The sequence below is a fragment of the Methylobacterium sp. CM6257 genome (genome assembly GCF_054611515.1).
In genome coordinates this window covers 4,044,604-4,068,523 of the sequence record NZ_CM137735.1, presented here as the reverse complement: position 1 = coordinate 4,068,523, position 23,920 = coordinate 4,044,604, and the positions used below count along the sequence as shown (strand labels likewise).

At 68.3% G+C, this 23,920-nt stretch carries 24 protein-coding genes and 1 tRNA gene; 20 read left to right on the top strand and 5 right to left on the bottom strand.

What is annotated here, in order from left to right; all coding sequences use genetic code 11:
- Positions 1-24: 24 nt before the first annotated feature.
- From ACYCO6_RS19915 to ACYCO6_RS19905, 3 genes are all read right to left on the bottom strand, one after another.
- Entirely contained in the window at positions 25-261 is a 237-nt protein-coding gene (locus tag ACYCO6_RS19915; RefSeq protein WP_459762528.1) for a hypothetical protein, read from the bottom strand.
- A 68-nt stretch (positions 262-329) separates the two neighbouring features.
- The gene (locus ACYCO6_RS19910; protein ID WP_459762526.1) at positions 330-644 is read right to left on the bottom strand and encodes a hypothetical protein; all 315 of its coding nucleotides are present in this window, start codon (positions 642-644) and stop codon (positions 330-332) included.
- Between the two features lie 45 nt (positions 645-689).
- On the bottom strand, positions 690-2,081 hold the full coding sequence (locus tag ACYCO6_RS19905; RefSeq protein ID WP_459762524.1) for an aminotransferase-like domain-containing protein: 1,392 nt from the start codon (positions 2,079-2,081) through the stop codon (positions 690-692).
- Between the two features lie 113 nt (positions 2,082-2,194).
- On the opposite strand from ACYCO6_RS19905, the gene ACYCO6_RS19900 reads away from it, so the two are divergent.
- Together ACYCO6_RS19900 and ACYCO6_RS19895 are read left to right on the top strand one after the other, a co-directional pair.
- Positions 2,195-2,494, top strand: coding sequence for a DUF1127 domain-containing protein (locus tag ACYCO6_RS19900; protein ID WP_459762522.1), 300 nt, complete (start codon positions 2,195-2,197; stop codon positions 2,492-2,494).
- Between the two features lie 30 nt (positions 2,495-2,524).
- Positions 2,525-3,427, top strand: a complete 903-nt coding sequence (locus tag ACYCO6_RS19895) for an EamA family transporter (RefSeq protein WP_459762520.1) — start codon at positions 2,525-2,527, stop codon at positions 3,425-3,427.
- Between the two features lie 121 nt (positions 3,428-3,548).
- Here ACYCO6_RS19895 and ACYCO6_RS19890 read toward each other — a convergent pair.
- Positions 3,549-3,625 (bottom strand) — tRNA-Asp (locus ACYCO6_RS19890).
- 328 nt (positions 3,626-3,953) lie between these two features.
- Here ACYCO6_RS19890 and ACYCO6_RS19885 point away from each other — a divergent pair.
- The 18 genes from ACYCO6_RS19885 to ACYCO6_RS19800 all read left to right on the top strand — a co-directional run bounded on the left by ACYCO6_RS19885 (position 3,954) and on the right by ACYCO6_RS19800 (position 23,104).
- A complete protein-coding gene (locus ACYCO6_RS19885; RefSeq protein ID WP_007560754.1) occupies positions 3,954-4,319 on the top strand; it encodes an NADH-quinone oxidoreductase subunit A in 366 nt (121 codons plus the stop codon).
- A gap of 42 nt (positions 4,320-4,361) precedes the next feature.
- Complete coding sequence (locus ACYCO6_RS19880; protein WP_010686017.1) at positions 4,362-4,949, top strand: NuoB/complex I 20 kDa subunit family protein; 588 nt, start codon at positions 4,362-4,364, stop codon at positions 4,947-4,949.
- Positions 4,950-4,958: 9 nt separating this feature from the next.
- Positions 4,959-5,606 (top strand): NADH-quinone oxidoreductase subunit C, encoded by a 648-nt coding sequence (locus ACYCO6_RS19875; protein WP_459762517.1) that lies wholly within the window; start codon positions 4,959-4,961, stop codon positions 5,604-5,606.
- 15 nt (positions 5,607-5,621) lie between these two features.
- Positions 5,622-6,812 carry an NADH-quinone oxidoreductase subunit D gene (locus ACYCO6_RS19870; protein WP_459762515.1) on the top strand — a complete coding sequence of 397 codons (1,191 nt, stop codon included), beginning with the start codon at positions 5,622-5,624 and terminating at the stop codon, positions 6,810-6,812.
- A 10-nt stretch (positions 6,813-6,822) separates the two neighbouring features.
- Positions 6,823-8,184, top strand: coding sequence for an NADH-quinone oxidoreductase subunit NuoE (gene nuoE, locus ACYCO6_RS19865; RefSeq protein WP_459762513.1), 1,362 nt, complete (start codon positions 6,823-6,825; stop codon positions 8,182-8,184).
- Between the two features lie 9 nt (positions 8,185-8,193).
- The gene (gene nuoF / locus ACYCO6_RS19860; protein WP_459762511.1) at positions 8,194-9,495 is read left to right on the top strand and encodes an NADH-quinone oxidoreductase subunit NuoF; all 1,302 of its coding nucleotides are present in this window, start codon (positions 8,194-8,196) and stop codon (positions 9,493-9,495) included.
- A 192-nt stretch (positions 9,496-9,687) separates the two neighbouring features.
- On the top strand, positions 9,688-11,769 hold the full coding sequence (gene nuoG / locus ACYCO6_RS19855) for an NADH-quinone oxidoreductase subunit NuoG (protein WP_459762509.1): 2,082 nt from the start codon (positions 9,688-9,690) through the stop codon (positions 11,767-11,769).
- Between the two features lie 9 nt (positions 11,770-11,778).
- The gene (gene nuoH, locus ACYCO6_RS19850; RefSeq protein WP_459762507.1) at positions 11,779-12,801 is read left to right on the top strand and encodes an NADH-quinone oxidoreductase subunit NuoH; all 1,023 of its coding nucleotides are present in this window, start codon (positions 11,779-11,781) and stop codon (positions 12,799-12,801) included.
- A 28-nt stretch (positions 12,802-12,829) separates the two neighbouring features.
- On the top strand, positions 12,830-13,318 hold the full coding sequence (gene nuoI / locus ACYCO6_RS19845; protein WP_007560744.1) for an NADH-quinone oxidoreductase subunit NuoI: 489 nt from the start codon (positions 12,830-12,832) through the stop codon (positions 13,316-13,318).
- Positions 13,319-13,540: 222 nt separating this feature from the next.
- On the top strand, positions 13,541-14,161 hold the full coding sequence (locus tag ACYCO6_RS19840; protein ID WP_459762504.1) for an NADH-quinone oxidoreductase subunit J: 621 nt from the start codon (positions 13,541-13,543) through the stop codon (positions 14,159-14,161).
- A gap of 22 nt (positions 14,162-14,183) precedes the next feature.
- Entirely contained in the window at positions 14,184-14,489 is a 306-nt protein-coding gene (gene nuoK / locus ACYCO6_RS19835; RefSeq protein ID WP_010686008.1) for an NADH-quinone oxidoreductase subunit NuoK, read from the top strand.
- An 83-nt stretch (positions 14,490-14,572) separates the two neighbouring features.
- Positions 14,573-16,681: an NADH-quinone oxidoreductase subunit L gene (nuoL, locus tag ACYCO6_RS19830; RefSeq protein WP_459762501.1), complete on the top strand. Its 2,109-nt coding sequence runs from the start codon at positions 14,573-14,575 to the stop codon at positions 16,679-16,681.
- Between the two features lies 1 nt (position 16,682).
- Entirely contained in the window at positions 16,683-18,203 is a 1,521-nt protein-coding gene (locus tag ACYCO6_RS19825; RefSeq protein WP_459762499.1) for an NADH-quinone oxidoreductase subunit M, read from the top strand.
- 10 nt (positions 18,204-18,213) lie between these two features.
- Positions 18,214-19,659, top strand: a complete 1,446-nt coding sequence (gene nuoN / locus ACYCO6_RS19820) for an NADH-quinone oxidoreductase subunit NuoN (protein ID WP_459762497.1) — start codon at positions 18,214-18,216, stop codon at positions 19,657-19,659.
- A gap of 7 nt (positions 19,660-19,666) precedes the next feature.
- A complete protein-coding gene (locus ACYCO6_RS19815; protein ID WP_459762495.1) occupies positions 19,667-20,470 on the top strand; it encodes a biotin--[acetyl-CoA-carboxylase] ligase in 804 nt (267 codons plus the stop codon).
- Positions 20,471-20,486: 16 nt separating this feature from the next.
- Complete coding sequence (locus tag ACYCO6_RS19810) at positions 20,487-22,160, top strand: ribonuclease J (protein ID WP_459762493.1); 1,674 nt, start codon at positions 20,487-20,489, stop codon at positions 22,158-22,160.
- Positions 22,161-22,367: 207 nt separating this feature from the next.
- A complete protein-coding gene (gene mce, locus ACYCO6_RS19805) occupies positions 22,368-22,772 on the top strand; it encodes a methylmalonyl-CoA epimerase (RefSeq protein WP_043381911.1) in 405 nt (134 codons plus the stop codon).
- Between the two features lie 5 nt (positions 22,773-22,777).
- Positions 22,778-23,104: a DUF1467 family protein gene (locus ACYCO6_RS19800; protein WP_459762490.1), complete on the top strand. Its 327-nt coding sequence runs from the start codon at positions 22,778-22,780 to the stop codon at positions 23,102-23,104.
- A 6-nt stretch (positions 23,105-23,110) separates the two neighbouring features.
- Here the strand turns inward: ACYCO6_RS19800 and ACYCO6_RS19795 are convergent, their stop codons facing one another.
- Positions 23,111-23,305 (bottom strand): hypothetical protein, encoded by a 195-nt coding sequence (locus ACYCO6_RS19795; protein WP_459773625.1) that lies wholly within the window; start codon positions 23,303-23,305, stop codon positions 23,111-23,113.
- Positions 23,306-23,920: the final 615 nt, after the last annotated feature.

Genomic DNA, 23,920 nt, shown 5'->3' with positions numbered 1-23,920 from the left:
CGCTCCGGCCTGTCCACGCCGCGCTCAGCCGACCTTCCTGAGGGAGGCGAGGTCCACGGCACCCGTCTGGCTGGAGAAGGTCAGCGTCTGCGAGCCCGGGTCGGCCCGCGCGACGCCACTGATACGGTGATCGCCGCTGTCGTAGTAGGTCGAGACCTCATCGTCGCGGGCATGAGGAGCCGGTGCTTGCCGGGGTAGAAGGCGTATTTCATCCCGTTCTGCGCCCCGCTGGTCGATGGCACGCCGAGATCCTTCGGCCACCAGGGCTCAATGCCCCCATCGGCTCCTTGGGCTTCATGAGTTCCATTGCCTTCATCGGCTCCACGGCCTCAATCCTCCCGTCGGCTGCGAGACGGGAGGACGCGGGCGTGCGGGAAGCCCGTCTCGAACCGACGCCGCACGGTGACGCTCTCACCCTTGGCGACGAGACCGCCGCCCCCGCAGCCGGTCCCCACCAGGGCCTGGCCGGTGGCGTCCTGAACCACGAACCTGCTGCCGACGAGCTGGGTGACCGTGCCCCGGATCGCCATCGCGCCCGAGGGTGCCAGCGCGGGGATCGAAACCGGCTCGACCGGCGCCGGCTGGCTTGGCGTGCCCTGCGCCAGGGACAGGCCTACGGCACGGAGCGCCAGCGGCGCGGTCACCGGCCTGCGGGCGGAGTTGCGCCTGCCCACCCGATCGCGCGAGGATCAGGCGAGCGCCTCGCGCAGGATCGGGCGGATGCGCGGATCGGCGCAATGGGCGACGTTGAAGCGCATGTAGCCGTTCCACTCGTCCGACAGGCTGAACGAGGTGCCCGGCGCCAGCACCATGCCCCGGGCGAGCGCCCGGCGGGCGACGTCGGCCCCGTCGCGCCCGTCCGGCAGGCGCATCCACAGGAAGAAGCCGCCCCGGGGCTGCGCCCAGGTTTCCAGGCCGCAGGCGCGCAGCGCCGCCGAGGACTGCACCATCGCGCCGGCCAAGCGCCGGCGGGTCTCGGCGAGGTGCCGCCGGTAGGCACCCTCGGTGATCAGCGTGTGCACGAGGGCCGCGGTGACGTGCCCGTTGCCGAGGCTCAGCGCCAGCTTGAGATCGACCAGGGGCTCGACCCAGTCGGGCCGCAGGGCGATCCAGCCGCAGCGCGCGGCGGCCGACAGGGTCTTCGAGAAGCTGCCGATCTGGATCACCCGCTCCAGCCCGTCGAAACCCGCGAGGCGCGGGGCCGCCTCGGGCTCGAGATCGCCGAAGATCTCGTCCTCGACGATGAGGGTGTCGTGCGCCTCGCACAGCTTCAGCAGGCGATGCGCCACCGTCGGCGCGAGGCTCGCCCCCGTCGGGTTCTGGAGCGCCGCGTTGGTCAGGTAGAAGCGCGGCCGGTGCCGCTCCAGCAGGGTGGCGAACGCCCGCAGGTCCGGCCCCTCCGGGGTCACCGGGACGCCGACGACCGAGACCCGCTGGGCGCGCAGCAGCGCGAGGAAGTTGAAGTAGCAGGGATCGTCCACCAGTACGGTGTCGCCGGGCTGGAGCAGAAAGCGGCAGACGAGGTCCAGCGCCTGTGTGGCGGATTCCACCAGCACGATCTGGTCGGGCTCGGCGCCGACGCCTTTCTCGCCGACCTTGCGGGCGATCTGGTTGCGCAGAGGCTCGTAGCCCAGCGGCCGGTCGTAATTGGTCATCTCGGCGAGGTCGGCCCGCGCCACCCGGCGGAGGCCGCGCCGGATCGCCTCGTGGGGCATCCAGGAATCGGGCAGCCACCCGGCCCCGGGCTTGAGCTGGTCGGAGCCCGCCTGCTGCGCCTGCCGGGTGATCCAGAGCGGGTCGACGATCCGGTCTAGTCGGGGCCCCATCGCCTGGAGCGAGAGCGGCCGGGTCTTGCCGGCGACGTAGAAGCCGGAGCCCGGCCGCGCCACCACGGCGCCCTCTGCGGCGAGCCGCTCATAAGCCTCCACGACGGTCGACTTCGAGACCTTCATCGCGTCCGCGAAGGCGCGCACCGACGGGATCCGGACGCCCGGGACCAGCCGCCGCGCCGCGATCCGCTCGCGGATCTCCCCGGCCACGGCTTCGACACGCGTCCCGGCAGGCTTGGTGGCGATCGACATCCGTACTGCCCATCCGACCGGACAATTCTTCCGAACCGTACCGAAGTGTTCCTGTCGCCGCCAGCCCCGCCGGGGCAGGATCGCGCCGCCCCAGAGAGACGGAGGAGGGGATCATGGACCATTGCCTTTCCGGGACGGCCGACAGCGGAACCCGGCCCTCGCGGATCGCCCGGTCGGCCGGAGCGATCGCCGAGGCCATCGCGGAGGTGCGGGCCGGCCTGTCGCGCGCGGGGATGAACCGCCGCGTGATGCAGCGCCTCTCGACGCTGTCGGCGCGGGAGCTGAAGGATATCGGGCTGACGCCGCAGGACGTGGCCGACGCCCACGCGCCGGGGATCGGCGATGCCATCGATCTGCTGATCGGGCGGCGCGACGAACGTCGGAGCGCCCAACGGACGACACGGCGGTGGTGACCGGGCAGGGGGTGGCCTAGGATCGCCCGGATGACGCTGCGTGATGTTCTGGCCGCGCTCTTGGTGGTCACGATTCTCGGGGTGAACTTCGTGGCCATCAAGGTCGGGCTGGAGACGGTCCCGCCGCTGATGCTGTGCACCCTGCGCTTCGCCTGCGCGGCCGCCCCGGCAGTTCTGGTGATCCGGCCGCCCCGGGCCCCCGCCGCCCTGGTGGCCGGGTTCGGTCTGGCGCTCGGGGTCGGGCAGTTCGGGCTGCTGTTCACGGCGATTCGACTCGGGATGCCGGCCGGCCTGTCGTCGCTGCTGATCCAGGTCCAGGTGCCGTTCACCGTGGCGCTGGCCTGGGCCCTCCTGAAGGAGCGCCCACGGGGCCTTCAGGTCCTGGGCGGCGTCATCGCGCTCCTGGGCGTGGCCGCGGTGGCTCTCGGACGCGCCGGGGGCGCCCCGCCAGGCCCGTTGCTGATGGTGGTCGGCGCCGCGCTGGCTTGGGCCTGCGCGAACGTGATCGCGAAGCGGATCGGCCGGGTCGACATGCGCGCCCTGATGGTCTGGGGCAGCCTCGCCACGACACCGCCGCTGCTGGTCCTGTCGCTGGTCGTGGAAGGGCCCGGCGCCCTGACGGCCCTGGCGCATCCGGACTGGCTGACGGTCCTGTCCGTCGCGTTCCAGGCCTATCCGACGACGCTCCTCGCCTTCGGCCTCTGGAACCGGCTCCTGACCCGTTACCCGGCGGCCGCCGTGACGCCCTTCGCCCTCCTGGTTCCCGTGGCGGGGATCCTGAGCACGCACCTGATCCTCGGCGAACCGCTGAGCGCCGACATCCTGGCGGGCGGCAGCCTGATCCTCGCCGGGATCGCCTTGAGCCTCCGCGGCACCCGCCCGAGCCCAGTCCCTGCGATGAAGTCCGAACCCGAAGCGCCTAAGGCGGCCTGACCATTGGTCGAAGGCCGGGGAGGGGATCGCCCTAGCGGTCCGGATCAGTCCGGCCGAAACGGACGTCTTCCCACTGGCGCGGAGAGCCGCAGGACCGCCTTTACTGGATGTTCAGGGAACGTGGCGCGGGCGACGGGGCTCGAACCCGCGACCTCCGGCGTGACAGGCCGGCACTCTAACCAACTGAGCTACGCCCGCACGGCGTGGCCGCCTTGAAAGGGGCGTTTCGCCCGGCGACGGGGCGGGGTTTATGGGGCGCGTCGGGAGCTGTCAAGCGTGTCCGGCGCGGATTCGCACCGACCTCGACTTAGGGACCTGCGCGCTTCCGCCGTGTTGCAGCTGCGCCGCCGCCCGCCCATCTCAGGACACGGGTGACAGCGCGCTTTGTGCGACGCGACAAGCCATTGTCACGGGGCGGCGGCTCGACTAAGCCTCCGGCCGCGCGCACCCTGGCATAAGAACAATTCCACGGGCGAATCCGGGTCGGCGTCGCACCGCGGTTTTCTACGTCTCGCGAGGCCCTGGCATGACCGGATTGTTGGCGGATTACCTGCCGCTCATCGTGTTCATCGGCGTGGCGCTGTTCATTGCCACGGCGTTGCTGGTCGTGCCGTTTCTGGTCGCCTTCAAGAGCCCGGATCCGGAGAAGCTCTCGGCCTACGAGTGCGGCTTCAACGCCTTCGACGATGCCCGCATGAAGTTCGACGTGCGCTTCTACCTCGTCGCGATCCTGTTCATCATCTTCGACCTCGAGGTCGCGTTCCTGTTTCCCTGGGCGATCACCTTCGGGGATCTGGGCTGGTTCGGCTTCTGGTCGATGATCGTCTTCCTGGGCGTGCTGACCGTCGGTTTCGTCTACGAGTGGCGCAAGGGCGCCCTCGAGTGGGACTGACGTCCCGCCGCCAGCCGCCCGCACAGAATCCTTGAGTCGCCGATGGCCCTGATCACTGATACCAACCGCGCCCCCGCGATCGCGCCCCAGCCGAAGGGGATCATCGATCCCAACACCGGCCGCCCGATCGGCGCGGACGATCCGACCTTCCTGTCGATCAGCGACGAGCTGGCCGACCGGGGCTTCCTGCTCACCACGACGGACGAGCTGATCAACTGGGCCCGGACAGGCTCGCTGATGTGGATGACCTTCGGCCTCGCCTGCTGCGCGGTCGAGATGATGCAGATGTCGATGCCGCGCTACGATTGCGAGCGATTCGGCTTCGCGCCCCGCGGTTCGCCCCGCCAGTCCGATGTGATGATCGTTGCCGGAACCCTGACCAACAAGATGGCCCCGGCCCTGCGCAAGGTCTACGACCAGATGCCGGAGCCGCGCTACGTCATCTCCATGGGCTCCTGCGCCAACGGCGGCGGCTACTACCACTACTCCTATTCGGTGGTGCGCGGCTGCGACCGGGTGGTGCCGGTGGACATCTACGTGCCCGGATGCCCGCCCACCGCCGAGGCGCTGCTCTACGGCGTGCTGCTGCTGCAGAAGAAGATTCGCCGAACCGGCACGATCGAGCGCTGAGGAGCGGCCATGACGAACGGCATCTCGATCCTCCCTCACACGCAGCCGGAATACGGCGCGGGCGCCCTGCCGGGCCTGGTCGAGCGCATCACGGGTGCGCTCGGGCCGGCGGTGGTGTCTCACACCCTCGCGTTCGGCGAGCTCACGCTAGTGATCCAGGCCTCCGACATCGTCTACGCGCTGACCTACCTGCGCGACGATTCCGGCTGCGCCTTCCGCAACTTCATCGACATCTGCGGCGTGGACTACCCCCAGCGCGAGAAGCGCTTCGACGTGGTCTACCACCTGCTCTCCCTGCGCCACAACGTGCGCATCCGGTTGAAGGTTCAGACCGACGAGGTGACCCCTGTCCCCTCGGTGATCGAGGTGTTTCCCGCCGCCAACTGGTACGAGCGCGAGACCTACGACCTCTACGGGATCCTGTTCTCGGGTCATCCCGACCTGCGCCGCCTGCTCACCGATTACGGCTTCGAGGGGCACCCCCTGCGCAAGGACTTCCCGCTCACCGGCTTCGTCGAGGTCCGCTACGACCAGGACCAAGCGCGCGTGGTCTACGAGCCGGTGCAGCTAACCCAGGAATTCCGGAACTTCGATTTCCTCTCGCCCTGGGAGGGCACGGATTACGTGCTGCCGGGCGACGAGAAGAAGTCGGCCTGAGAACGGGGCCGTCCGATGACCGAACACAACATCCGCAACTTCGCGATCAACTTCGGCCCGCAGCATCCGGCGGCGCACGGCGTGCTCCGCCTCGTGCTGGAACTCGACGGCGAGGTGGTCGAGCGGGTCGATCCGCATATTGGGCTGCTCCACCGCGGCACCGAGAAGCTGATCGAGTACAAGACGTACCTGCAGGCGACGCCCTATTTCGACCGGCTCGACTACGTGTCGCCGATGAACCAGGAGCACGCCTTCTGCCTGGCGATCGAGAAGCTCGCCGGGATCGAGGTGCCACGGCGCGCGCAGCTGATCCGCGTGCTGTTCTGTGAGATCGGCCGCCTGCTGTCGCACCTCCTCAACGTCACCACGCAGGCGATGGACGTCGGCGCCCTCACGCCCCCGCTCTGGGGCTTCGAGGAGCGCGAGAAGCTGATGATCTTCTACGAGCGGGCCTCCGGCGCCCGGCTCCACGCCAACTACTTCCGGCCCGGCGGCGTCCACCAGGACCTGCCGCCGAAGCTGATCGACGACATCGACGCGTTCTGCGACCCGTTCCTGCAGGTCGTCCAGGATCTCGACGACCTCGTCATGGCCAACCGCATCTTCAAGCAGCGCAACGTCGACATCGGCATCGTGTCGGTGGACGAGGCGATGCAGTGGGGCTTCTCGGGCGTGATGGTGCGCGGCTCAGGAATTCCCTGGGACCTGCGCAAGGCGCAGCCCTACGAGTGCTACGAGGAGATGGAGTTCGACATCCCCGTCGGGAAGAACGGCGACACCTACGACCGGCAGGTGATCCGCATGGAGGAGATGCGCCAGTCGGTGCGCATCATGAAGCAGTGCATTGCCAAGCTGCGCGAGCCGGCCGGCCAGGGCCCGATCGCCGCGCTGGACGGCAAGTTCGCGCCGCCGCCGCGCCGGGAGATGAAGCGCTCGATGGAGGCGCTCATCCACCACTTCAAGCTCTACACCGAGGGCTTCCACGTGCCCGAGGGCGAGGTCTACGCCGCGGTCGAGGCGCCGAAGGGCGAGTTCGGCGTGTACCTGGTGTCCGACGGGACCAACAAGCCGTATCGCTGCAAGATCCGCGCGCCGGGCTTCGCGCATCTGCAGGCGATGGACTGGATGTGCCGCGGGCACCTCTTAGCCGACGTGTCCTGCGTGCTCGGCACGCTCGACATCGTGTTCGGCGAAGTGGATCGGTAAGACAGAAGCGATGGCAAACCGCAGACTCGCCCCGGCCTCGGAGCAGCCCGAGAGCTTCGCGTTCACCCCCGAGAACGCGGAGTGGGCGAAGACCCAGATCGCCAAGTACCCCGAGGGGCGTCAGGCCTCCGCGGTCATCCCGCTCCTGTGGAAGGCGCAGGAGCAGAACGGCGGCTGGCTGCCGCGCGCCGCCATCGAGGCTGTGGCGGCCGAGCTCGGCATGCCCAACATCCGCGTGCTGGAGGTTGCGACCTTCTACACGATGTTCGCCCTAGAGCCGGTGGGGCGCTTCTGGATCCAGGTCTGCGGGACGGTCCCGTGCGATTCCTGCGGAGCGCGCGGGCTGAAGGAGATGCTCCAGGCCCGGCTCGGGCCGCCCGGCCATGTCTCGGCCGACGGCAACTTCTCGTGGCTCGAGGTCGAGTGCCTGGGCGCCTGCTGCAACGCGCCGATGGTGCAGATCAACCAGGACTACTACGAGGACCTGACCCCGGAATCGCTGGGGCAGCTGATGGACGATCTCGCCGCCGGCCGGCCCGTGAAGGTCGGCTCGCAGATCGGGCGCGTCTCGTCCGAGCCCCTGGGCGGCGCCGACACCCTCACCGACCCGACCCTGTTCGACGGCTCGCGCGTCGGCGCTTGGCGCAAGCGCTTCGAGGAGGCCGGCAAGACTGAGGAGCCGGTCGCCGCGACCGGCGAGGCAGCCGCGAGCACGCAACAGGCCGCCACGGATCCGAAGCCGGCCCGGCCCGATGCCGGGCGCCCGGTGGAGCGGACGGTGAGCGATGCGCCGGCCCAGCGCGCCGCCGCGGGCGAGACGCCGGTCAAGCCCGAGGATCGCGCCGACGCGGCCGAGCGCGGCCGTTCCACCGCCAAGCACGGCGTCGCGCGCCAGGGCGACGCGGACGTGCTCGACGCGCCGGCCAAGCGGGTCGCCGAGGGTGAGCCGGCCGCCGGCGATCAGGGCCATCAGGAAGCGCCGGACCGCGACGCGGTTCCGCAGCAGCCCGAGGCCTCCGGCGCGAGCCAGGCCGAGGTGGCAGCCGAGGATGAGGAGGCCCGCGTCGCCGGGGCTCTCGCGGCCCTGCCGAAGGACGCGACCCCCGAGCAGAAGGCGAATGCGGTCGGCACCCGGCCGCTGGGCCTCGACGCCGCCCGCGCCGGGCAGCCGGACGATCTCACCCGGATCAAGGGCATCGGCCCGGGCAACAGCCAGCGCCTGAACGGGCTCGGCATCTACCATTTCGACCAGATCGCCGGTTGGTCCCGCGCCGAGATCGCCTGGGTCGGCACCTACCTCGCGTTCCCGGGTCGCATCGACCGCGAGGACTGGGTGGGGCAGGCCAAGGCCCTGTCGGCGCCGGCTCAGTGAGGACCTGACATGCTGTCGGATCAGGATCGCATCTTCACCAACCTCTACGGGCTGCACTCTCCGGGTCTGGAGGCCGCCAAGAAGCGCGGCGCCTGGGACGGGACCAAGTTCCTGCTCAGCCAAGGCCGCGACTGGATCATCGAGGAGATGAAAGCCTCGGGTCTGCGCGGCCGCGGCGGCGCGGGCTTCCCCACCGGCCTCAAATGGTCGTTCATGCCCAAGAAGTCCGATGGGCGCCCGCACTACCTCGTGGTCAATGCCGACGAGTCGGAGCCGGGCACCTGCAAGGACCGGGAGATCATGCGGCACGATCCGCACCTCCTGATCGAGGGCTGCATGCTGGCCTGCTTCGCCATGGGCGCACATGCCTGCTACGTCTACATCCGCGGCGAATACGTCGCCGAGAAGCACGCGCTCCAGAAGGCGGTGGACGAGGCCTACGCGGCCCGCCTCGTCGGCCAGTCGAACGTGCACGACTACCCGTTCGACATCTACGTCCACCACGGCGCGGGCGCCTATATCTGCGGCGAGGAGACGGCCCTCATCGAGAGCCTCGAGGGCAAGAAGGGGATGCCGCGGCTGAAGCCGCCATTCCCGGCCAATATGGGCCTCTACGGCTGCCCCACGACGGTGAACAACGTCGAGTCGATCGCGGTCGCCGGCACGATCCTGCGCCGGGGCGGTGCGTGGTTCGCGGGCCTCGGCGGCAAGAACAACACCGGCACCAAGCTCTTCTGCGTCTCCGGCCACGTCAACAAGCCGTGCAACGTCGAGGAGGAGATGGGCATCACCTTCCGCGAGCTCATCGACCGCCATTGCGGCGGCATGCGCGGCGGCTGGGACAATCTCCTGTGCTCGATCCCGGGCGGTTCGTCGGTGCCGCTGGTGCCGGGTGAGCAGATCGTCGACGCCAAGATGGATTTCGACACGCTCCGCAACCTCGGCTCCGGCCTAGGCACGGCGGCGGTGATCGTGCTCGACAAGTCGACCGACATCGTCGCGGCGATCACGCGGATCTCGTACTTCTACAAGCACGAATCCTGCGGCCAGTGCACGCCCTGCCGCGAGGGTACCGGCTGGATGTGGCGGGTGATGCAGCGCATGACCGAGGGCCGCGCGCAGAAGCGCGAGATCGACATGCTGTTCGAGGTCACCAAGCAGATCGAGGGGCACACCATCTGCGCGCTCGGCGATGCGGCGGCGTGGCCGATCCAGGGCCTGATCCGGCACTTCCGTCCCGAGATCGAGAAGCGCATCGACCGTTACACCGCCAACCCGCACAGCGAGCCTGTGCCGATGGCAGCCGAGTAGAGGCACGATGCCGTTGTCCAACCCACAGCTTCATCCCGAGGTGCCCGCGTCAGCGGGCCTCGAAGGAGGCCTCCGGAGATCGCGGGGCGGGCTGGAAATCTCCTTCGAGGCTCGGCTGCGCCTCGCACCTCGGGATGAGGGCGTGGGTGGGATCAGACCTCGCGCGTTTGGGCCAGTTTACGAGACGATCCGATGACAAAAATCCTCGTCGACGGCACCGAGGTCGATGTTCCCGCCGACTACACCCTGCTCCAGGCCTGCGAGGCCGCGGGGGCCGAGATCCCGCGCTTCTGCTTCCACGAGCGCCTGTCGATCGCCGGCAATTGCCGCATGTGCCTCGTCGAGCTGAAGGGCGCGCCGAAGCCCGTGGCGTCCTGCGCCTACGCGGTGAAGGATTGCCGCCCCGGCCCGAACGGCGAGCCGCCGGAGGTGCTGACGCGCTCGCAGGGCACCAAGAAGGCCCGCGAGGGGGTGATGGAGTTCCTCCTCATCAACCATCCCCTCGACTGTCCGATCTGCGACCAGGGCGGCCATTGCGACCTCCAGGACCAGGCGATGGCCTACGGGGTCGATTCGACCCGCTACAAGGAGAACAAGCGCGCGGTCGAGGAGAAGTATATCGGCCCGCTGGTGCGGACCGCGATGAACCGCTGCATCCACTGCACCCGCTGCGTGCGCTTCCTCGCCGAGGTGGCGGGCGTGCCGGACCTCGGCGCGATCGGCCGCGGCGAGGACATGGAGATCACCAGCTACCTCGAGCAGTCGATGGCCTCGGAGCTTCAGGGCAACGTCGCGGACCTCTGCCCGGTGGGCGCCCTCGTGCACCGGCCGCAGAGCTACAACGTGCGGCCCTGGGAGCTGAACAAGACCGAGTCGGTCGACGTGATGGACGCGGTCGGCTCAGCGATCCGCATCGACACGCGCGGCCGCGAGGTCATGCAGATCGAGCCGCGGATCAGCGAGGAGATCAACGAGGAGTGGATCTCCGACAAGACCCGCTACCACATCGACGGGCTGCGGATGCAGCGCCTCGACCGGCCCTACCTGCGCGAGAACGGCCGGCTCCGGCCCTCCTCCTGGGCGGAGGCGTTCCAGGCCATCGCCGCCAGGGTCAAGGGCACGGATCCGAAGCGCATCGGCGCGGTCGTCGGAGATCTCGCGGGCGTGGAGGAGATCTTCGCGCTGCGCGAACTGATGCGGAGTCTCGGCTCGCCGAACCTCGACTGCCGCCAGACCGATGCCGGCCTCGACCCGGCGCTCGGCCGTGCCTCGTACATCTTCAACCCGACCATCGCGGGCATCGAGGCGGCGGACGCGATCCTGATCGTCGGCGCCAACCCGCGCACCGAGGCCTCGCTGCTGAACGTGCGCATCCGCAAGCGCTGGCGCATGGCGCCGCTGGCGGTGGGTGTCATCGGCGAGCCGATCGATCTGACCTATCCGAGCCACTACATCGGCGCGGGCCCCGACTCGCTCGCGGCGCTCGCCCGCGGCGAACACAGCTTCCTGGAGGTGCTCAAGGCGGCGAAGGCGCCGCTCGTGATCGTCGGCGCCAATGCCGAGCCGGGGGTTCTGGCCGCGGCGGCGTCGCTCGCCAAGGAGATCGGCGCGGTCTCGACGGAGTGGAACGGCTTCGGCGTTCTGCACACGTCGGCAGCGCGAGTGGGGGCGCTCGATCTCGGCTTCGTGCCGGGGGAGGGCGGTCTGACCTTCTCGGGCATGCTGGAGCCGGGGGCACTCGACGTGCTGTTCAACCTCGGGGCCGACGAGCGCGACGTGCCGCCGGGCGCCTTCATGATCTACCAGGGCACCCACGGCGATCGCGGGGCCTCCCGCGCCGACGTGATCCTGCCGGCCGCTGCCTACAGCGAGAAGTCGGCAACCTGGGTGAACACGGAAGGCCGAGTCCAGATGGGCAACCGCGCCGCCTTCCCGCCGGGCGACGCCCGCGAGGATTGGGCGATCCTGCGCGCCCTGTCGGACGTGCTGGGTCACCGCCTGCCTTTCGATTCGCTCACCGCGCTCCGCCGGGCACTCTACGCCGCCCACCCGCACCTCGCGGCGGTCGGGACCGTGGAGCCGGGCAACGTGGCGGAGGCTGTTGACCGGCTCGCCGTCCGCGGCAGCACGACAGGCGGACCGGCCTTCGCCTCGCAGGTGACCGACTTCTACCTCACCAACCCGATCACCCGCGCCTCGCGCATCCTTGCCGAATGCTCGCGCATCGCCCGTGAGCGCGCCGCCGAGGCGCGGCCCCTGGCGGCGGCCGAGTAGGAGCCACCGATGACCCCGCTCGAAATCCTCGGGACCGTGCTCCTGATCGTGCTGAAGAGCTTCGTGCTCCTCGCCGCGCTCCTCGTCTTCATCGCCTACGCACTGCTCGCCGACCGGAAGATCTGGGCGGCGGTGCAGCTCCGCCGCGGCCCGAACGTGGTCGGGCCGTTCGGCCTGTTCCAGTCCTTCGCCGACCTGATCAAGTTCGTGATCAAGGAGCCGGTAATCCCGGCGGGCGCCAACAAGGCGATCTACCTGCTGGCGCCGCTGGTCTTCGCGATGCTCGCCCTGTCGAGCTGGGCGGTGATCCCGCTCGCCGACGGCTGGGCGATCGCCGACATCAACGTCGGCATCACCTACATCTTCGCGATCTCGTCGCTCGGCGTGTACGGCGTCATCATGGGCGGCTGGGCGTCGAACTCGAAATACGCGTTCCTGGGCGCGCTCCGCTCGGCGGCGCAGATGATCTCCTACGAGGTGTCCCTCGGCTTCGTGATCATCTGCGTGCTGCTCTGCGCCGGCTCGCTCAACCTGTCGCGCATCGTGATGGCGCAGGATACCAGCCTCGGCATCTTCGGCTGGTACTGGCTGTGGCTGTTCCCGATGTTCGTGGTGTTCTTCGTCTCGGCGCTGGCCGAGACCAACCGCCCGCCCTTCGACCTGCCGGAGGCCGAGTCGGAGCTCGTGGCCGGCTACATGGTCGAATATTCCTCGACCCCGTACCTGCTGTTCATGCTGGGCGAGTACGTCGCCATCATGAGCATGTGCGCGCTGGGCACGGTCCTGTTCATGGGCGGCTGGCTCTCACCGATCCCGTTCGCACCCTTCACCTGGGTGCCCGGCGTGATCTGGTTCGTCCTGAAGGCGAGCTTCCTGTTCTTCCTCTTCGCGATGGTGAAATCCATCGTGCCCCGCTACCGCTACGATCAGCTCATGCGCCTCGGCTGGAAGGTGTTCCTGCCGCTCTCGTTGATCTCGGTCGTGGTCGTCGCCTTCGTGCTCAAGCTGACCGGCCTCGCGCCGGGCGCCTGAGCCCACCCTTCGCATCGGAGATCCGGGCATGAAGCTCGATCAGGTCGCCAAGAGCCTTCTCCTGAAGGAGTTCGTGTCCGGGATGATCCTCGGCATGCGCTACTTCTTCAAGCCGAAGGCCACGATCAACTATCCCTTCGAGATGGGCCATCGCGGCCCGCGCTTCCGGGGTGAGCACGCGCTCCGCCGCTATCCCAACGGCGAGGAGCGCTGCATCGCCTGCAAGCTCTGCGAGGCGATCTGCCCCGCCCAGGCCATCACCATCGAGGCCGGCCCGCGCCGCAACGACGGTACCCGCCGCACGACGCGCTACGACATCGACATGGTGAAGTGCATCTATTGCGGCATGTGCCAGGAGGCCTGCCCGGTGGACGCCATCGTCGAAGGGCCGAACTTCGAATTCTCGGTGGAGACCCGGGAGGAGCTTCTCTACGACAAGCAGAAGCTCCTGCTGAACGGCGACCGCTGGGAGCGCGAGATCGCCCGCAACATCGCGATGGACGCGCCTTACCGCTAATGCATCATTCCGAAAGGCGGTCACCGGCTTTCGGAAGAAGATGATGCAACACCAAGGCTCTAGAGCATCGCACCGGTTCCCGTTTCCGGTGCGATGCTCTAGAGCCATGCCGGGGGCGCTGTTGTGCCCCCGCCGACCGGGTTCTATAGACGGGCCGCCCGCTGCGGACCGTCTCCACGCACGGCAGAAGGGGCCGCTCCGGCGGCCGATCCCGACCAGCGCATGACCGCAGCAGCCGCCTTCTTCTACCTGTTCGCGAGCATCACGGTCGCGTCGGGCTTCATGGTGATCGCCTCGCGCAATCCCGTCGCCTCGGTGCTGTTCCTGATTCTCGCCTTCGTGAACGCCGCCGGACTGTTCGTCCTGATGGGCGCCGAGTTCCTCGCGATGATCCTCGTGGTCGTCTACGTGGGCGCGGTGGCGGTCCTGTTCCTGTTCGTGGTGATGATGCTCGACGTCGACTTCGCCGAGCTGCGCCAGGGCTTCCAGCAATACCTGCCGATCGGCGGCCTGATCGGGGCGATCTTCCTGGTCGAGCTGCTGCTGGTGGTGGGCTCCTGGAGCATCGATCCGGGTCTCGTCCAGGCGCCGCTCGGCAACGTCGCGGCGGCCGAGAACCTCACCAACGCCCAGGCGCTCGGCCGGGTGATCTACACGGAATACGCCTACTTCTTTCAGCTCGCCGGCCTGATCCTGCTGGTCGCCATGATCGGCGCGATCGTGCTGACGCTCCGCGACCGGCCGGGCGTCAAGCGCCAGAACATCGCGGTGCAGAACGCCCGCACCCAGGCGATGGCAGTGGAGACCCGCAAGGTCCCGTCGCGCCAGGGTGTCGAGGTCTGATGCCCGCCGGAGGATTGGAACGATGATCGGCCTGAGCCACTACCTGACCGTCGCGGCGATCCTGTTCACGCTCGGCGTGCTCGGCATCTTCATCAACCGCAAGAACATCATCGTCATCCTGATGTCGGTCGAGCTGATCCTGCTCTCGGTCAACATCAACCTCGTCGCCTTCTCGACGCAGCTGAACGACATCACCGGACAGGTCTTCGCCCTGTTCGTGCTGACGGTCGCGGCCGCCGAGTCGGCAATCGGCCTCGCGATCCTCGTGGTGTTCTTCCGCAATCGCGGCTCCATCGCGGTGGAAGACGTGAGCATGATGAAGGGCTAGGGCCTTCTTCTTCGCGCGCCCCGAGTGACATCCGGACGCCGCCGCTTGAGCGGACGGCCCGGAGGACGGACTGCAAGAGAGCGATGTATCACGCGATCGTCTTCTTCCCGCTCATCGGCTTCCTGATCGCCGGCCTGTTCGGCCGGTACATCGGGGCGCGGGCCTGCGAGTACATCACCACGGCGCTCCTCGCCTTCACGGCGCTGATCGCCTGGGGCGTGTTCCTCGACGGCGGCCACGCCGAGCGGGTGCAGGTCGCCTCTTGGTTCTCGGCCGGGGACCTGCAGGTCGACTGGGCCTTCAAGATCGATACCCTGACCCGGGTCATGCTCGTGGTCGTGACCACGGTCTCGACCCTCGTGCACCTCTATTCCGTGGGCTACATGGAGGAGGATCCGCACCGGCCGCGCTTCTTCGCCTACCTGTCGCTGTTCACCTTCGCCATGCTGATGCTGGTGACGGCCGACAACCTCGTGCAGATGTTCTTCGGCTGGGAGGGCGTGGGCCTCGCCTCCTACCTGCTGATCGGCTTCTGGTACGAGAAGCCCTCGGCCAACGCCGCCGCCATGAAGGCGTTCATCGTCAACCGCGTCGGCGATTTCGGCTTCTCGCTCGGCATCTTCCTGGTCTTCGCGCTGACCGGCTCGGTGGCGTTCGACGCGATCTTCGGCAAGGTCGACACCATCAAGACGCTGAGCTTCCACTTCCTCGGCTACGACTGGAACGCCCTGACGCTCGCCTGCCTGCTGCTGTTCATGGGCGCCATGGGCAAGTCGGCGCAATTCCTGCTGCACACCTGGCTGCCAGACGCCATGGAGGGTCCGACGCCGGTCTCGGCGCTGATCCACGCCGCCACCATGGTGACCGCCGGCGTGTTCATGGTCGCGCGCCTGTCGCCGCTGTTCGAGGAGGCGCCGAACGCGCTCATCGTGGTGACGGTGATCGGCGGCATCACGGCCTTCTTCGCGGCCACGGTCGGCCTCGTGCAGAACGACATCAAGCGGGTGATCGCCTACTCGACCTGCTCGCAGCTCGGCTACATGTTCGTGGCGCTCGGCGTCGGCGCCTACGCGGCGGGCGTGTTCCACCTGTTCACCCACGCCTTCTTCAAGGCGCTGCTGTTCCTGGGAGCCGGCTCGGTCATCCACGCGATGCACCACGAGCAGGACATGCGGAACATGGGCGGCCTGCGCCGCTACATCCCCTACACCAGCGCCATGATGGCGATCGGCTCGCTCGCGCTGATCGGCTTCCCCTACACGGCCGGCTACTATTCGAAGGACGCGATCATCGAGGCGGCCTACGCGTCGACCCGGCCGGGCCACACGCTCGCCTTCCTGTGCACCGTGGTGGCGGCCTTCTTCACCTCGTTCTACTCGTGGCGCCTGTTCTTCATGACCTTCGAGGGGCCGGCCCGATGGGGTGCGCACGCGGCCCACGACCATCATGACGCCCCCGCGGTGGCGCACTCCGCCATGGCGCACGAGGCGGATGGGGCCCCCGGCCACACCGAGGGCGTCGCCCACGACGACCGCGGCCACGATATCGAACCGGCGCACAAGAGCGACCTCGTCGCCGACGACCATCACGGGCACGGCCACCACGGTGACCACACGCCCCACGAGAGCCCGCTGGTGATGACGATCCCGCTGGCGATCCTCGCCTTCGGCGCGCTGTTCGCCGGGATCATCTTCCACAACCGCTTCATCGGCGAGGGGATGGACGGATTCTGGGGCCACGCCCTGGCGCACGGCCCCGAGAACCACATCATGCACGAGATCCACGAGGTCCCGGCGCTGGTCTCCTATTCGCCGCTGATCATGCTGATCCTCGGCTTCGTCCTGGCCTTTTGGATGTACATCCGCCGGCCGGAGCTGCCGGGCCAGCTCGCCGCGCAGCAGCCGTCGCTGTACCGCTTCCTGCTCAACAAGTGGTACTTCGACGAGATCTACGACCGGATCTTCGTCCGGCCGGCCAAGGATTTCGGCCTGTTCCTGTGGAAGCAGGGCGACGGGAGGATCATCGACGGGCTCGGTCCCAACGGTATCGCGGCGCGCGTCATTGACGTGACCCGCGGGGTCGTCCGCCTCCAGACCGGCTACCTCTACCACTACGCCTTCGTCATGCTCATCGGCGTCGCCGGCCTGATCAGCTGGTACCTGATGTCCGGCCTGCCCAAGGGTGCTCACTGACATGCTCGGCCTCGGCATCCTCTCCGGTCTGCTGATCGTGCCGCTCTGCGGCGCGGCCTTCATCCTGACGCTGAACGGCGACGAGGAATCGGTCGCGCGCAACAGCCGCTGGGCCGCGCTCGCGACCACGATCGTCACTTTCCTCCTCTCTCTGGTGGCATGGAGCCGCTACGACGCCGCCTCGTCGAGCTTCCAACTGGTGGAGAGCCACGCGTGGCTCACCGAGACGATCCGGTTCAAGCTCGGCGTCGACGGCTTCTCGATGCCGCTGATCCTGCTGACCACCTTCCTGATGCCGTTCTGCATCGGGGCCTCGTGGCACTCGATCCATTTCCGGGTGAAGGAGTACTTCGTCGCCTTCCTCGTCCTCGAGACGACGATGATCGGCGTGTTCGCCTCCCTCGACCTGCTGCTGTTCTACCTGTTCTTCGAGGCCGGCCTGATCCCGATGTTCCTGATCATCGGCATCTGGGGTGGGCAGCGCCGGATCTACGCGAGCTTCAAGTTCTTCCTCTACACCCTGCTCGGCTCGGTGCTGATGCTGCTCGCCGTGATGGCGATGTACTGGCAGGCCGGCACCACCGACATCCCGACCCTGCTGCAGTACCGCTTCCCGGTGCAGATGCAGACCTGGCTGTGGCTCGCCTTCTTCGCCTCCTTCGCGGTGAAGATGCCGATGTGGCCGGTCCATACCTGGCTGCCCGACGCCCACGTGGAGGCGCCCACCGCCGGGTCGGTGATCCTGGCCGGCATCCTCCTGAAGATGGGCGGCTACGGCTTCATCCGGATCTCGCTGCCGATGCTGCCGGTGGCGAGCCAGGACTTCGCCCCACTGGTCTTCGCCCTCTCGGTGATCGCGATCATCTTCACCTCGCTCACCGCGATGATGCAGACCGACATCAAGAAGCTGATCGCCTACTCGTCGGTGGCCCATATGGGCTTCGTGACGCTGGGCCTGTTCACGCTGAACGAGCAGGGCATCCAGGGCGCCCTGTTCCTGATGATCTCCCACGGCATCGTGTCGGGCGCGCTCTTCCTCTGCGTCGGCGTCATCTACGACCGGATGCACACCCGCGAGATCGCCGCCTATGGCGGCCTCGTGAAGCGCATGCCGCTCTACGCTGTGGCCATGATGGTCTTCACCATGGCCAATGTCGGCCTGCCAGGCACCTCCGGTTTCGTCGGCGAGTTCCTGTCGATGCTCGGCGCCTTCAAGGCGAACCCGAACGTCGCCTTCTTCTCGACCTTCGGCATCATCCTGTCGGCCGCCTACGCCCTGTGGCTCTACGCCCGTGTGATCTACGGCAAGCTGGAGAAGCCGAACCTCCAGGGCATCCTGGATCTGGATCTCCGGGAAAAGATCATCCTGGGCCCTCTCGTGGCACTGACGATCTATTACGGCGTGCACCCGGCCCCCGTGCTCGACGTGTTCGCACCCTCGACCGACGCGCTGATGACCAGCATGAAGGCCGCCCTGTCCAACACCCAGACCGCCGCCGCCGCGCTGCCGGTCCCGCGCTGAGACGGAACAGATGCCCACCGTCCACTCCGTCCTGCCCTCGCTGGCCCCGCTCCTGCCCGAGCTGATCCTCGGCGTCGGGGTCATGGTTCTGATCCTCTACGGCGCCTGGCGCGGTGACCGCTCGGCGGAGACCGTGAGCATCGGCGCCCTGGCTCTGCTGCTCGTCGCCCTGTTCGTGGTCGTGTCGCAGCCGGTCCACGGCCGGGTGACCACCCTGTCGGGGGCGTTCGTGTCCGACGCGTTCTCCAAGGTGATGAAGTCCTTGGTGCTGCTGGGCTCCTCGGCGACGATCCTGCTGGCGCATGACTTCTTCAAGCGTGAGCGCATCAACCGGTTCGAGTTTCCGGTCCTGATCGTGCTCTGCACCATCGGCATGATGGTGATGGTCTCGGCCAACGACCTGATCGCGCTCTATCTCGGCCTGGAGCTGCAGTCGCTCGCCGCCTATGTGATCGCGGCCTTCCACCGGGATGACCTGAAGTCCACCGAGGCCGGCCTCAAGTACTTCGTGCTCGGCGCGCTCTCCTCGGGCATGCTGCTCTACGGCGCCTCGCTGATCTACGGCTTCACCGGCACGGTCTCGTTCCCCGGCATCGTCTCGGCGCTGAACGAGAACGCGGGTCTGGGCATCGTGCTCGGGATCGTGTTCGTGGCCGCCGGCGTGTGCTTCAAGATGTCGGCGGTGCCGTTCCACATGTGGACGCCGGACGTCTACGAGGGCGCGCCAACTCCCGTGACGGCGTTCTTCGCCTCCGCGCCTAAGATGGCGGCGGTCTCGATGACGGTCCGCGTCTTCATCGGCGCGCTCCCGGATGTGACGGCGGTCTGGCAGCAGATCTTCGTCTTCGTCTCAGTGGTGTCGATGGCGCTCGGCTCCTTCGCGGCCATTGGCCAGACCTCGATCAAGCGGCTGATGGCCTACTCGTCCATCGCCAATATCGGCTACGCGCTGATCGGACTCGCCTGCGGCTCCGAGGAGGGGATCAGCGGTCTCGTCACCTACATGATCATCTATCTGGCGATGACGCTGGGCTCCTTCGCGATCATCCTGTCGCTCCGGCGCCGGGACGTGATGTTCGAGTCGATCGAGGATCTCGCGGGCCTGTCGCGGACCCATCCCTGGCTCGCCTTCTGCCTCGCCGCGATGATGTTCTCGCTCGCCGGCATCCCGCCGCTCGCCGGGTTCTTCGCGAAGTTCTACGTGTTCGCTGCCGCCATTAAGGCGGGCCTCGTGACGCTCGCGGTGATCGGCGTGGTGACCAGCGTGGTCGGCGCCTACTACTACCTGCGCGTCGTGCGGATCATGTATTTCGACGAGCCGAAGGAGCCCTACGAGGCGATGGCGCCGGGACTGCGCGTGGTGCTGGCCCTGTCGAGCGTCGTGGTGGTTCTGTTCTTCCTGATGCCGGGGCCGCTGGTCGGCGCCGCCGGTCGGGCGGCCCGGGCTCTGTTCTAGGCCGGCCTTGAGCTATCGACTCGGGCCCGAGGCACGCGCCCAGGGCCACCGCCTGCATGTCCACGAGACCCTGGCCTCCACCAACACGGAGGCCATGGCGCAGGCGCGTGCAGGGGAGACCGGCCCGCTCTGGGTCGTGACGCACCGCCAGGAGGCGGGCCGGGGCCGGCGCGGCAATACCTGGGCGTCCCTGCCCGGCAATCTCGCGGCGAGCGTGCTCTGGCCAGTCGCCGGAGTCGCGCCGGAGCACCTCGCGGAACTCGGGTTCGTGGCCGGCCTCGCCCTGATCGAGGCGCTGGACGCGGCCTGCGGCACCCTGCCGGATACCGGTTCCGGCACCAAAGCCCGATCTCTCAGGCTCAAGTGGCCCAATGACGTGCTGCTCGGCGGCGCGAAGCTCGCGGGCCTGCTGTTGGAGGCGGAGACGCTGCCGGCCGGCCGGCGGGCGGTCGTGGTCGGCTTCGGCGTCAACGTCGCGGCGGCCCCGGAGGGTTTCCGCGCAGCAAGCTTGGCAGCGGCGGGTTACGCGGGCAGCGCGGAGGCGCTACTGGAACACCTCTCGGACCGGATGGCTGCGCGGGCACGCGCCTGGGACCGGGGACGGAATTTCGCTGACCTGCGCGCGACTTGGCTCGCGCGGGCCGCGGGTCTCGGGTCGGAGATCGCGGTGCACAGCGGCGGGCACATCCTGCGGGGCGTGTTCGAGACGATCGACGAGGGGGGGCGGCTCGTGATCCTCGCCCCCGATGGGAACCGGCATACCGTGACGGCGGGCGAGGTGCATTTCGGATCGGCCGCGACGGCGGCCTGACGTTGGACGACGACAGATGGTGATGGGACAGGAGGAGCTGGTCTTCCTGCCGCTCGGCGGCGTGGGCGAGATCGGGATGAATGCGGCGCTCTACGGGTTCGGCCCGGAGAAGGGCCGGAAGTGGATCATGGTCGATTGCGGGATGGGCTTCGCCGGCGAGGAGAAGATGCCGGGGATCGACCTGATGTACCCGGACCTCACCTTCATCGAGGAGAAGCGCAAGGATCTGCTGGGCATCTTCATCACCCACGCGCACGAGGACCATATCGGGGCGATCTCGGAGTTGTGGCCCCGCCTCAAGGCGCCGGTCTACGCCACGCGCTTTGCCAAGAACCTGCTGGAGACCCGCCGCCTCTCCGATCCCGGCGCGCCGAAGGTCGACCTGCGGGAGGTGAAGCCGGGCCGGCGCGTGACCGTCGGCCCGTTCGAACTCGAATACGTCCCGGTCTCGCACTCCATCCCCGAGTCGAACGCCATCGCGATCCGCACGGCGGCGGGCCTCGTCGTCCATACCGGCGACTGGAAGATCGACCCGACCCCCGTGGCCGGTGAGGTCACCTCGCCCGAGGCGTTCAAGGCGCTCGGCGACGAGGGCATCCTGGCCCTCGTCTGCGATTCGACCAACGTGGTGCGCGAGGGCTTCTCTCCGAGCGAGCAGGAGGTCGCGGCGACGCTGAAGCGGCTGATTGCGGAGGCTCCGCACCGGGTCGCGGTGACCACCTTCGCGTCGAACGTCGCCCGCATCCGCGCCGTGGCCGAGGCGGCCGTGGCCTGCGGGCGTGAGATCGTGGCGGTCGGCCGGGCCATGGATCGGGTAATCGACGTGGCCCGGGAGTGCGGCTACCTCGACGGCCTGCCGGAGTTCCGCCGCTCGGATTCCTGGAAGAGCCTGCCCCGCGAGCGCGTCGTGGCCCTGCTCACCGGCTCGCAGGGCGAGCCCCGGGCGGCGCTCGCCCGGGTCTCCCGCCGCGACCACCCGGATATCAGCCTGACCGCGGGCGACCAGGTCATCTTCTCCTCACGCGCGATCCCCGGCAACGAGCGCGACGTCGGCGCGATCATCAACGATCTGATCGAGCAGGGTGTCGAGGTGGTCACCGACCGGACCGAGCTCGTCCACGTCTCCGGCCATCCGCGCCGGGACGAGATGGTCGAGATGTACAAGTGGACCCGCCCCGGCACCGCGATCCCGGTGCACGGCGAGGCGCTGCACCTCGACGAGCATGCCCGCTTCGCCCGCGCCCAGGGCGTGCAGAACGTGGTCAAGGCCCGCAATGGCAGCCTCATCCGCCTGAGCCCCGGCAAGCCCGAGGTGATCGACCACGTGAAGGGCGGCCGCCTGTTCAAGGACGGCGACGTCCTGATCGACGAGAAGGATCGGGCGATCCCCGAGCGGCGCAAGCTCATGCAGGCGGGTCTGGTCTCGGTGGCCATCGCCATCGACGAGGACGGGGTCGTGCTCGGCGAGCCGGCGGTGGACATCATCGGCCTGCCCAACCGCGGACGCTCCGGCGAGCCCCTGATCGAGACGGTGGTCGATGCCGTGTCGCGCACCCTGTCGGGAATGTCGCGGGGCAAGCTGAAGGATTCGGAGGGCGTCGAGAAGACGGTCGACCGAGCCGTGCGCACCGCAGTCAACGAGGTCTGGGGCAAGAAGCCCGCCTGCCACGTGCAGGTGGTCGAAGTTTGAGGTACGAGATCGGAAGAGCGTACCACGGCGGAGCCAATCGCCCCTCATCCTGAGGTACCCGCGCCAGCGGGTCTCGAAGGCGCCCTCCAGTCAGAACCGCGATTTCTGGAGGTCTCCTTCGAGGCTGCTACGCAGCACCTCAGGATGAGGTCGGCGGAGGGAACAGGCGCGATCTGCCGATCGGTACGCGAACGGGGAGGAACCAGCATGATCGGGCGTCTCAATCACGTGGCCATCGCGGTGCAGGATCTCGATGCCGCCTGCGCGGTCTACCGCGACACGCTGGGCGCCACGATCACACCCCCCCTTCCGCAGCCCGAGCACGGCGTCACGGTCGTGTTCGTGGAGCTGCCGAACAGCAAGATCGAGCTGATGTCCCCGCTGGGCGAGGGCTCGCCGATCGAAGCTTTCGTGGCCCGTAACCCGGGCGGCGGCATCCACCATGTCTGCTACGAGGTGGACGACATCCTGGCCGCCCGCGACAAGCTCAAAGCGCAGGGCGCCCGGGTGCTCGGCACTGGCGAGCCGCGGATCGGCGCCCACGGCAAGCCGGTCCTGTTCCTGCACCCGAAGGACTTCCTCGGCACCCTGGTCGAACTCGAGCAGGTGTGAGCCGGATGATGAACACGCTGGCCCGCTCGACGCCGGTGACGCTCGCCGTCATCGCCGTGCTGATCGCCGCCTTCGTGGCGGCGGCGGTGGGCCTGTTCAAGCTGACCGTAGGGGGCGCCATCGCCCTCTACTTTGTGGTCTGGTGGACGCTGCTCTTCGCGGTCCTGCCCCTGCGCAACCAGCCTGAGACGCGGCCGACCCATGTCGTGCCGGGACAGGATCCGGGTGCGCCCGCAGCCCCGCGGCTGCGCGAGAAGGCCATCTGGACGACGCTTGTGGCAGGGGCTGCCTTCCTGATTGCCCTGGCGGTGTTCCCGCTCACCGGATTGTAGCGCGGCTCAGAGGAGCGATACCGCGGGCGTCACCGTCAGCGACTTGCCCGCTCGGGCGACCAGCTGCGCGAAGGCCAGGGCGGCTGCGGAAGCCTGCGCGGCCGACGGGAAGGTCTGATCTGACTCGGCGATCGTCTCGCCGGTGCCGTTGAGCAGGACCCAGGACCAGCTTGTGTCGTCCTGACGGATCTGGAAGTAAATGGCAGGCTCGCTGGGCAGGCTCCGCGGCCGACCACGCATCGCAAAAAAGCCTGGCGCGTTAATGGCTTGGCAAGACAAATTCGAGAGGCGGACGAACCTGCGGGTTCTCCGCGCTTTCACCGCCCTCCACAGCGCGGCCTGGTGCAGCCGTCCGAAACCGCCCGCGGCCGCGGGTCGAGGCGCATCCCGCGGGAGAGGCAAAACCAGCGTCGGCGCGTATGGCCAAGAATAAAAAAAGCAAGGCCCGAGGCCTTGCTTTTCAAGCTTCAGTGGCTCGACCTTTAAATATCCCACGCATTGGCTGCGGGGCGGTCGCTTTTCCTCCCGAGACTCGGACCTTGCGCCACCTCTTCCGGGCGTCGCAAACATCGCGGGACGCTTATAGGAACAACAATTCGTGTTGTCACCGGGTCTCCGAGAAAAATCTGCGCTTTCTTGCCGGCAAATGGGCAGACCGCCTTTGGCCCGAGCAGCCAGCCGCTCGGTAGCGCTCCGGCGCCACCGGTTCGCCGCGATTACGCCGCGCCGTGGTCGCGCAGTGCTTGTAATTTGCTTCTGCGGCGTGTTGTGTGCCCGCGCGCCGCGGCTCCTCCCGGCCAGATCCAATCCTAAGAT

Excerpts from the sequence above, each read along its gene's own strand:
- nuoH (WP_459762507.1), top strand. The coding sequence starts at position 11,779 with ATGACCCCGCTCGAAATCCTCGGGACCGTGCTCCTGATCGTGCTGAAG.
- nuoI (WP_007560744.1), top strand. The coding sequence starts at position 12,830 with ATGAAGCTCGATCAGGTCGCCAAGAGCCTTCTCCTGAAGGAGTTCGTG.
- ACYCO6_RS19825 (WP_459762499.1), top strand. The coding sequence starts at position 16,683 with ATGCTCGGCCTCGGCATCCTCTCCGGTCTGCTGATCGTGCCGCTCTGC.
- ACYCO6_RS19810 (WP_459762493.1), top strand. The coding sequence starts at position 20,487 with ATGGTGATGGGACAGGAGGAGCTGGTCTTCCTGCCGCTCGGCGGCGTG.
- ACYCO6_RS19880 (WP_010686017.1), top strand. The coding sequence starts at position 4,362 with ATGGCCCTGATCACTGATACCAACCGCGCCCCCGCGATCGCGCCCCAG.
- ACYCO6_RS19895 (WP_459762520.1), top strand. The coding sequence starts at position 2,525 with ATGACGCTGCGTGATGTTCTGGCCGCGCTCTTGGTGGTCACGATTCTC.
- ACYCO6_RS19885 (WP_007560754.1), top strand. The coding sequence starts at position 3,954 with ATGACCGGATTGTTGGCGGATTACCTGCCGCTCATCGTGTTCATCGGC.
- ACYCO6_RS19900 (WP_459762522.1), top strand. The coding sequence starts at position 2,195 with ATGGACCATTGCCTTTCCGGGACGGCCGACAGCGGAACCCGGCCCTCG.
- nuoF (WP_459762511.1), top strand. The coding sequence starts at position 8,194 with ATGCTGTCGGATCAGGATCGCATCTTCACCAACCTCTACGGGCTGCAC.
- nuoN (WP_459762497.1), top strand. The coding sequence starts at position 18,214 with ATGCCCACCGTCCACTCCGTCCTGCCCTCGCTGGCCCCGCTCCTGCCC.
- nuoK (WP_010686008.1), top strand. The coding sequence starts at position 14,184 with ATGATCGGCCTGAGCCACTACCTGACCGTCGCGGCGATCCTGTTCACG.
- ACYCO6_RS19875 (WP_459762517.1), top strand. The coding sequence starts at position 4,959 with ATGACGAACGGCATCTCGATCCTCCCTCACACGCAGCCGGAATACGGC.
- ACYCO6_RS19800 (WP_459762490.1), top strand. The coding sequence starts at position 22,778 with ATGATGAACACGCTGGCCCGCTCGACGCCGGTGACGCTCGCCGTCATC.
- ACYCO6_RS19840 (WP_459762504.1), top strand. The coding sequence starts at position 13,541 with ATGACCGCAGCAGCCGCCTTCTTCTACCTGTTCGCGAGCATCACGGTC.
- nuoL (WP_459762501.1), top strand. The coding sequence starts at position 14,573 with ATGTATCACGCGATCGTCTTCTTCCCGCTCATCGGCTTCCTGATCGCC.
- mce (WP_043381911.1), top strand. The coding sequence starts at position 22,368 with ATGATCGGGCGTCTCAATCACGTGGCCATCGCGGTGCAGGATCTCGAT.
- nuoG (WP_459762509.1), top strand. The coding sequence starts at position 9,688 with ATGACAAAAATCCTCGTCGACGGCACCGAGGTCGATGTTCCCGCCGAC.
- ACYCO6_RS19870 (WP_459762515.1), top strand. The coding sequence starts at position 5,622 with ATGACCGAACACAACATCCGCAACTTCGCGATCAACTTCGGCCCGCAG.
- ACYCO6_RS19905 (WP_459762524.1), bottom strand. The coding sequence starts at position 2,081 with ATGTCGATCGCCACCAAGCCTGCCGGGACGCGTGTCGAAGCCGTGGCC.
- nuoE (WP_459762513.1), top strand. The coding sequence starts at position 6,823 with ATGGCAAACCGCAGACTCGCCCCGGCCTCGGAGCAGCCCGAGAGCTTC.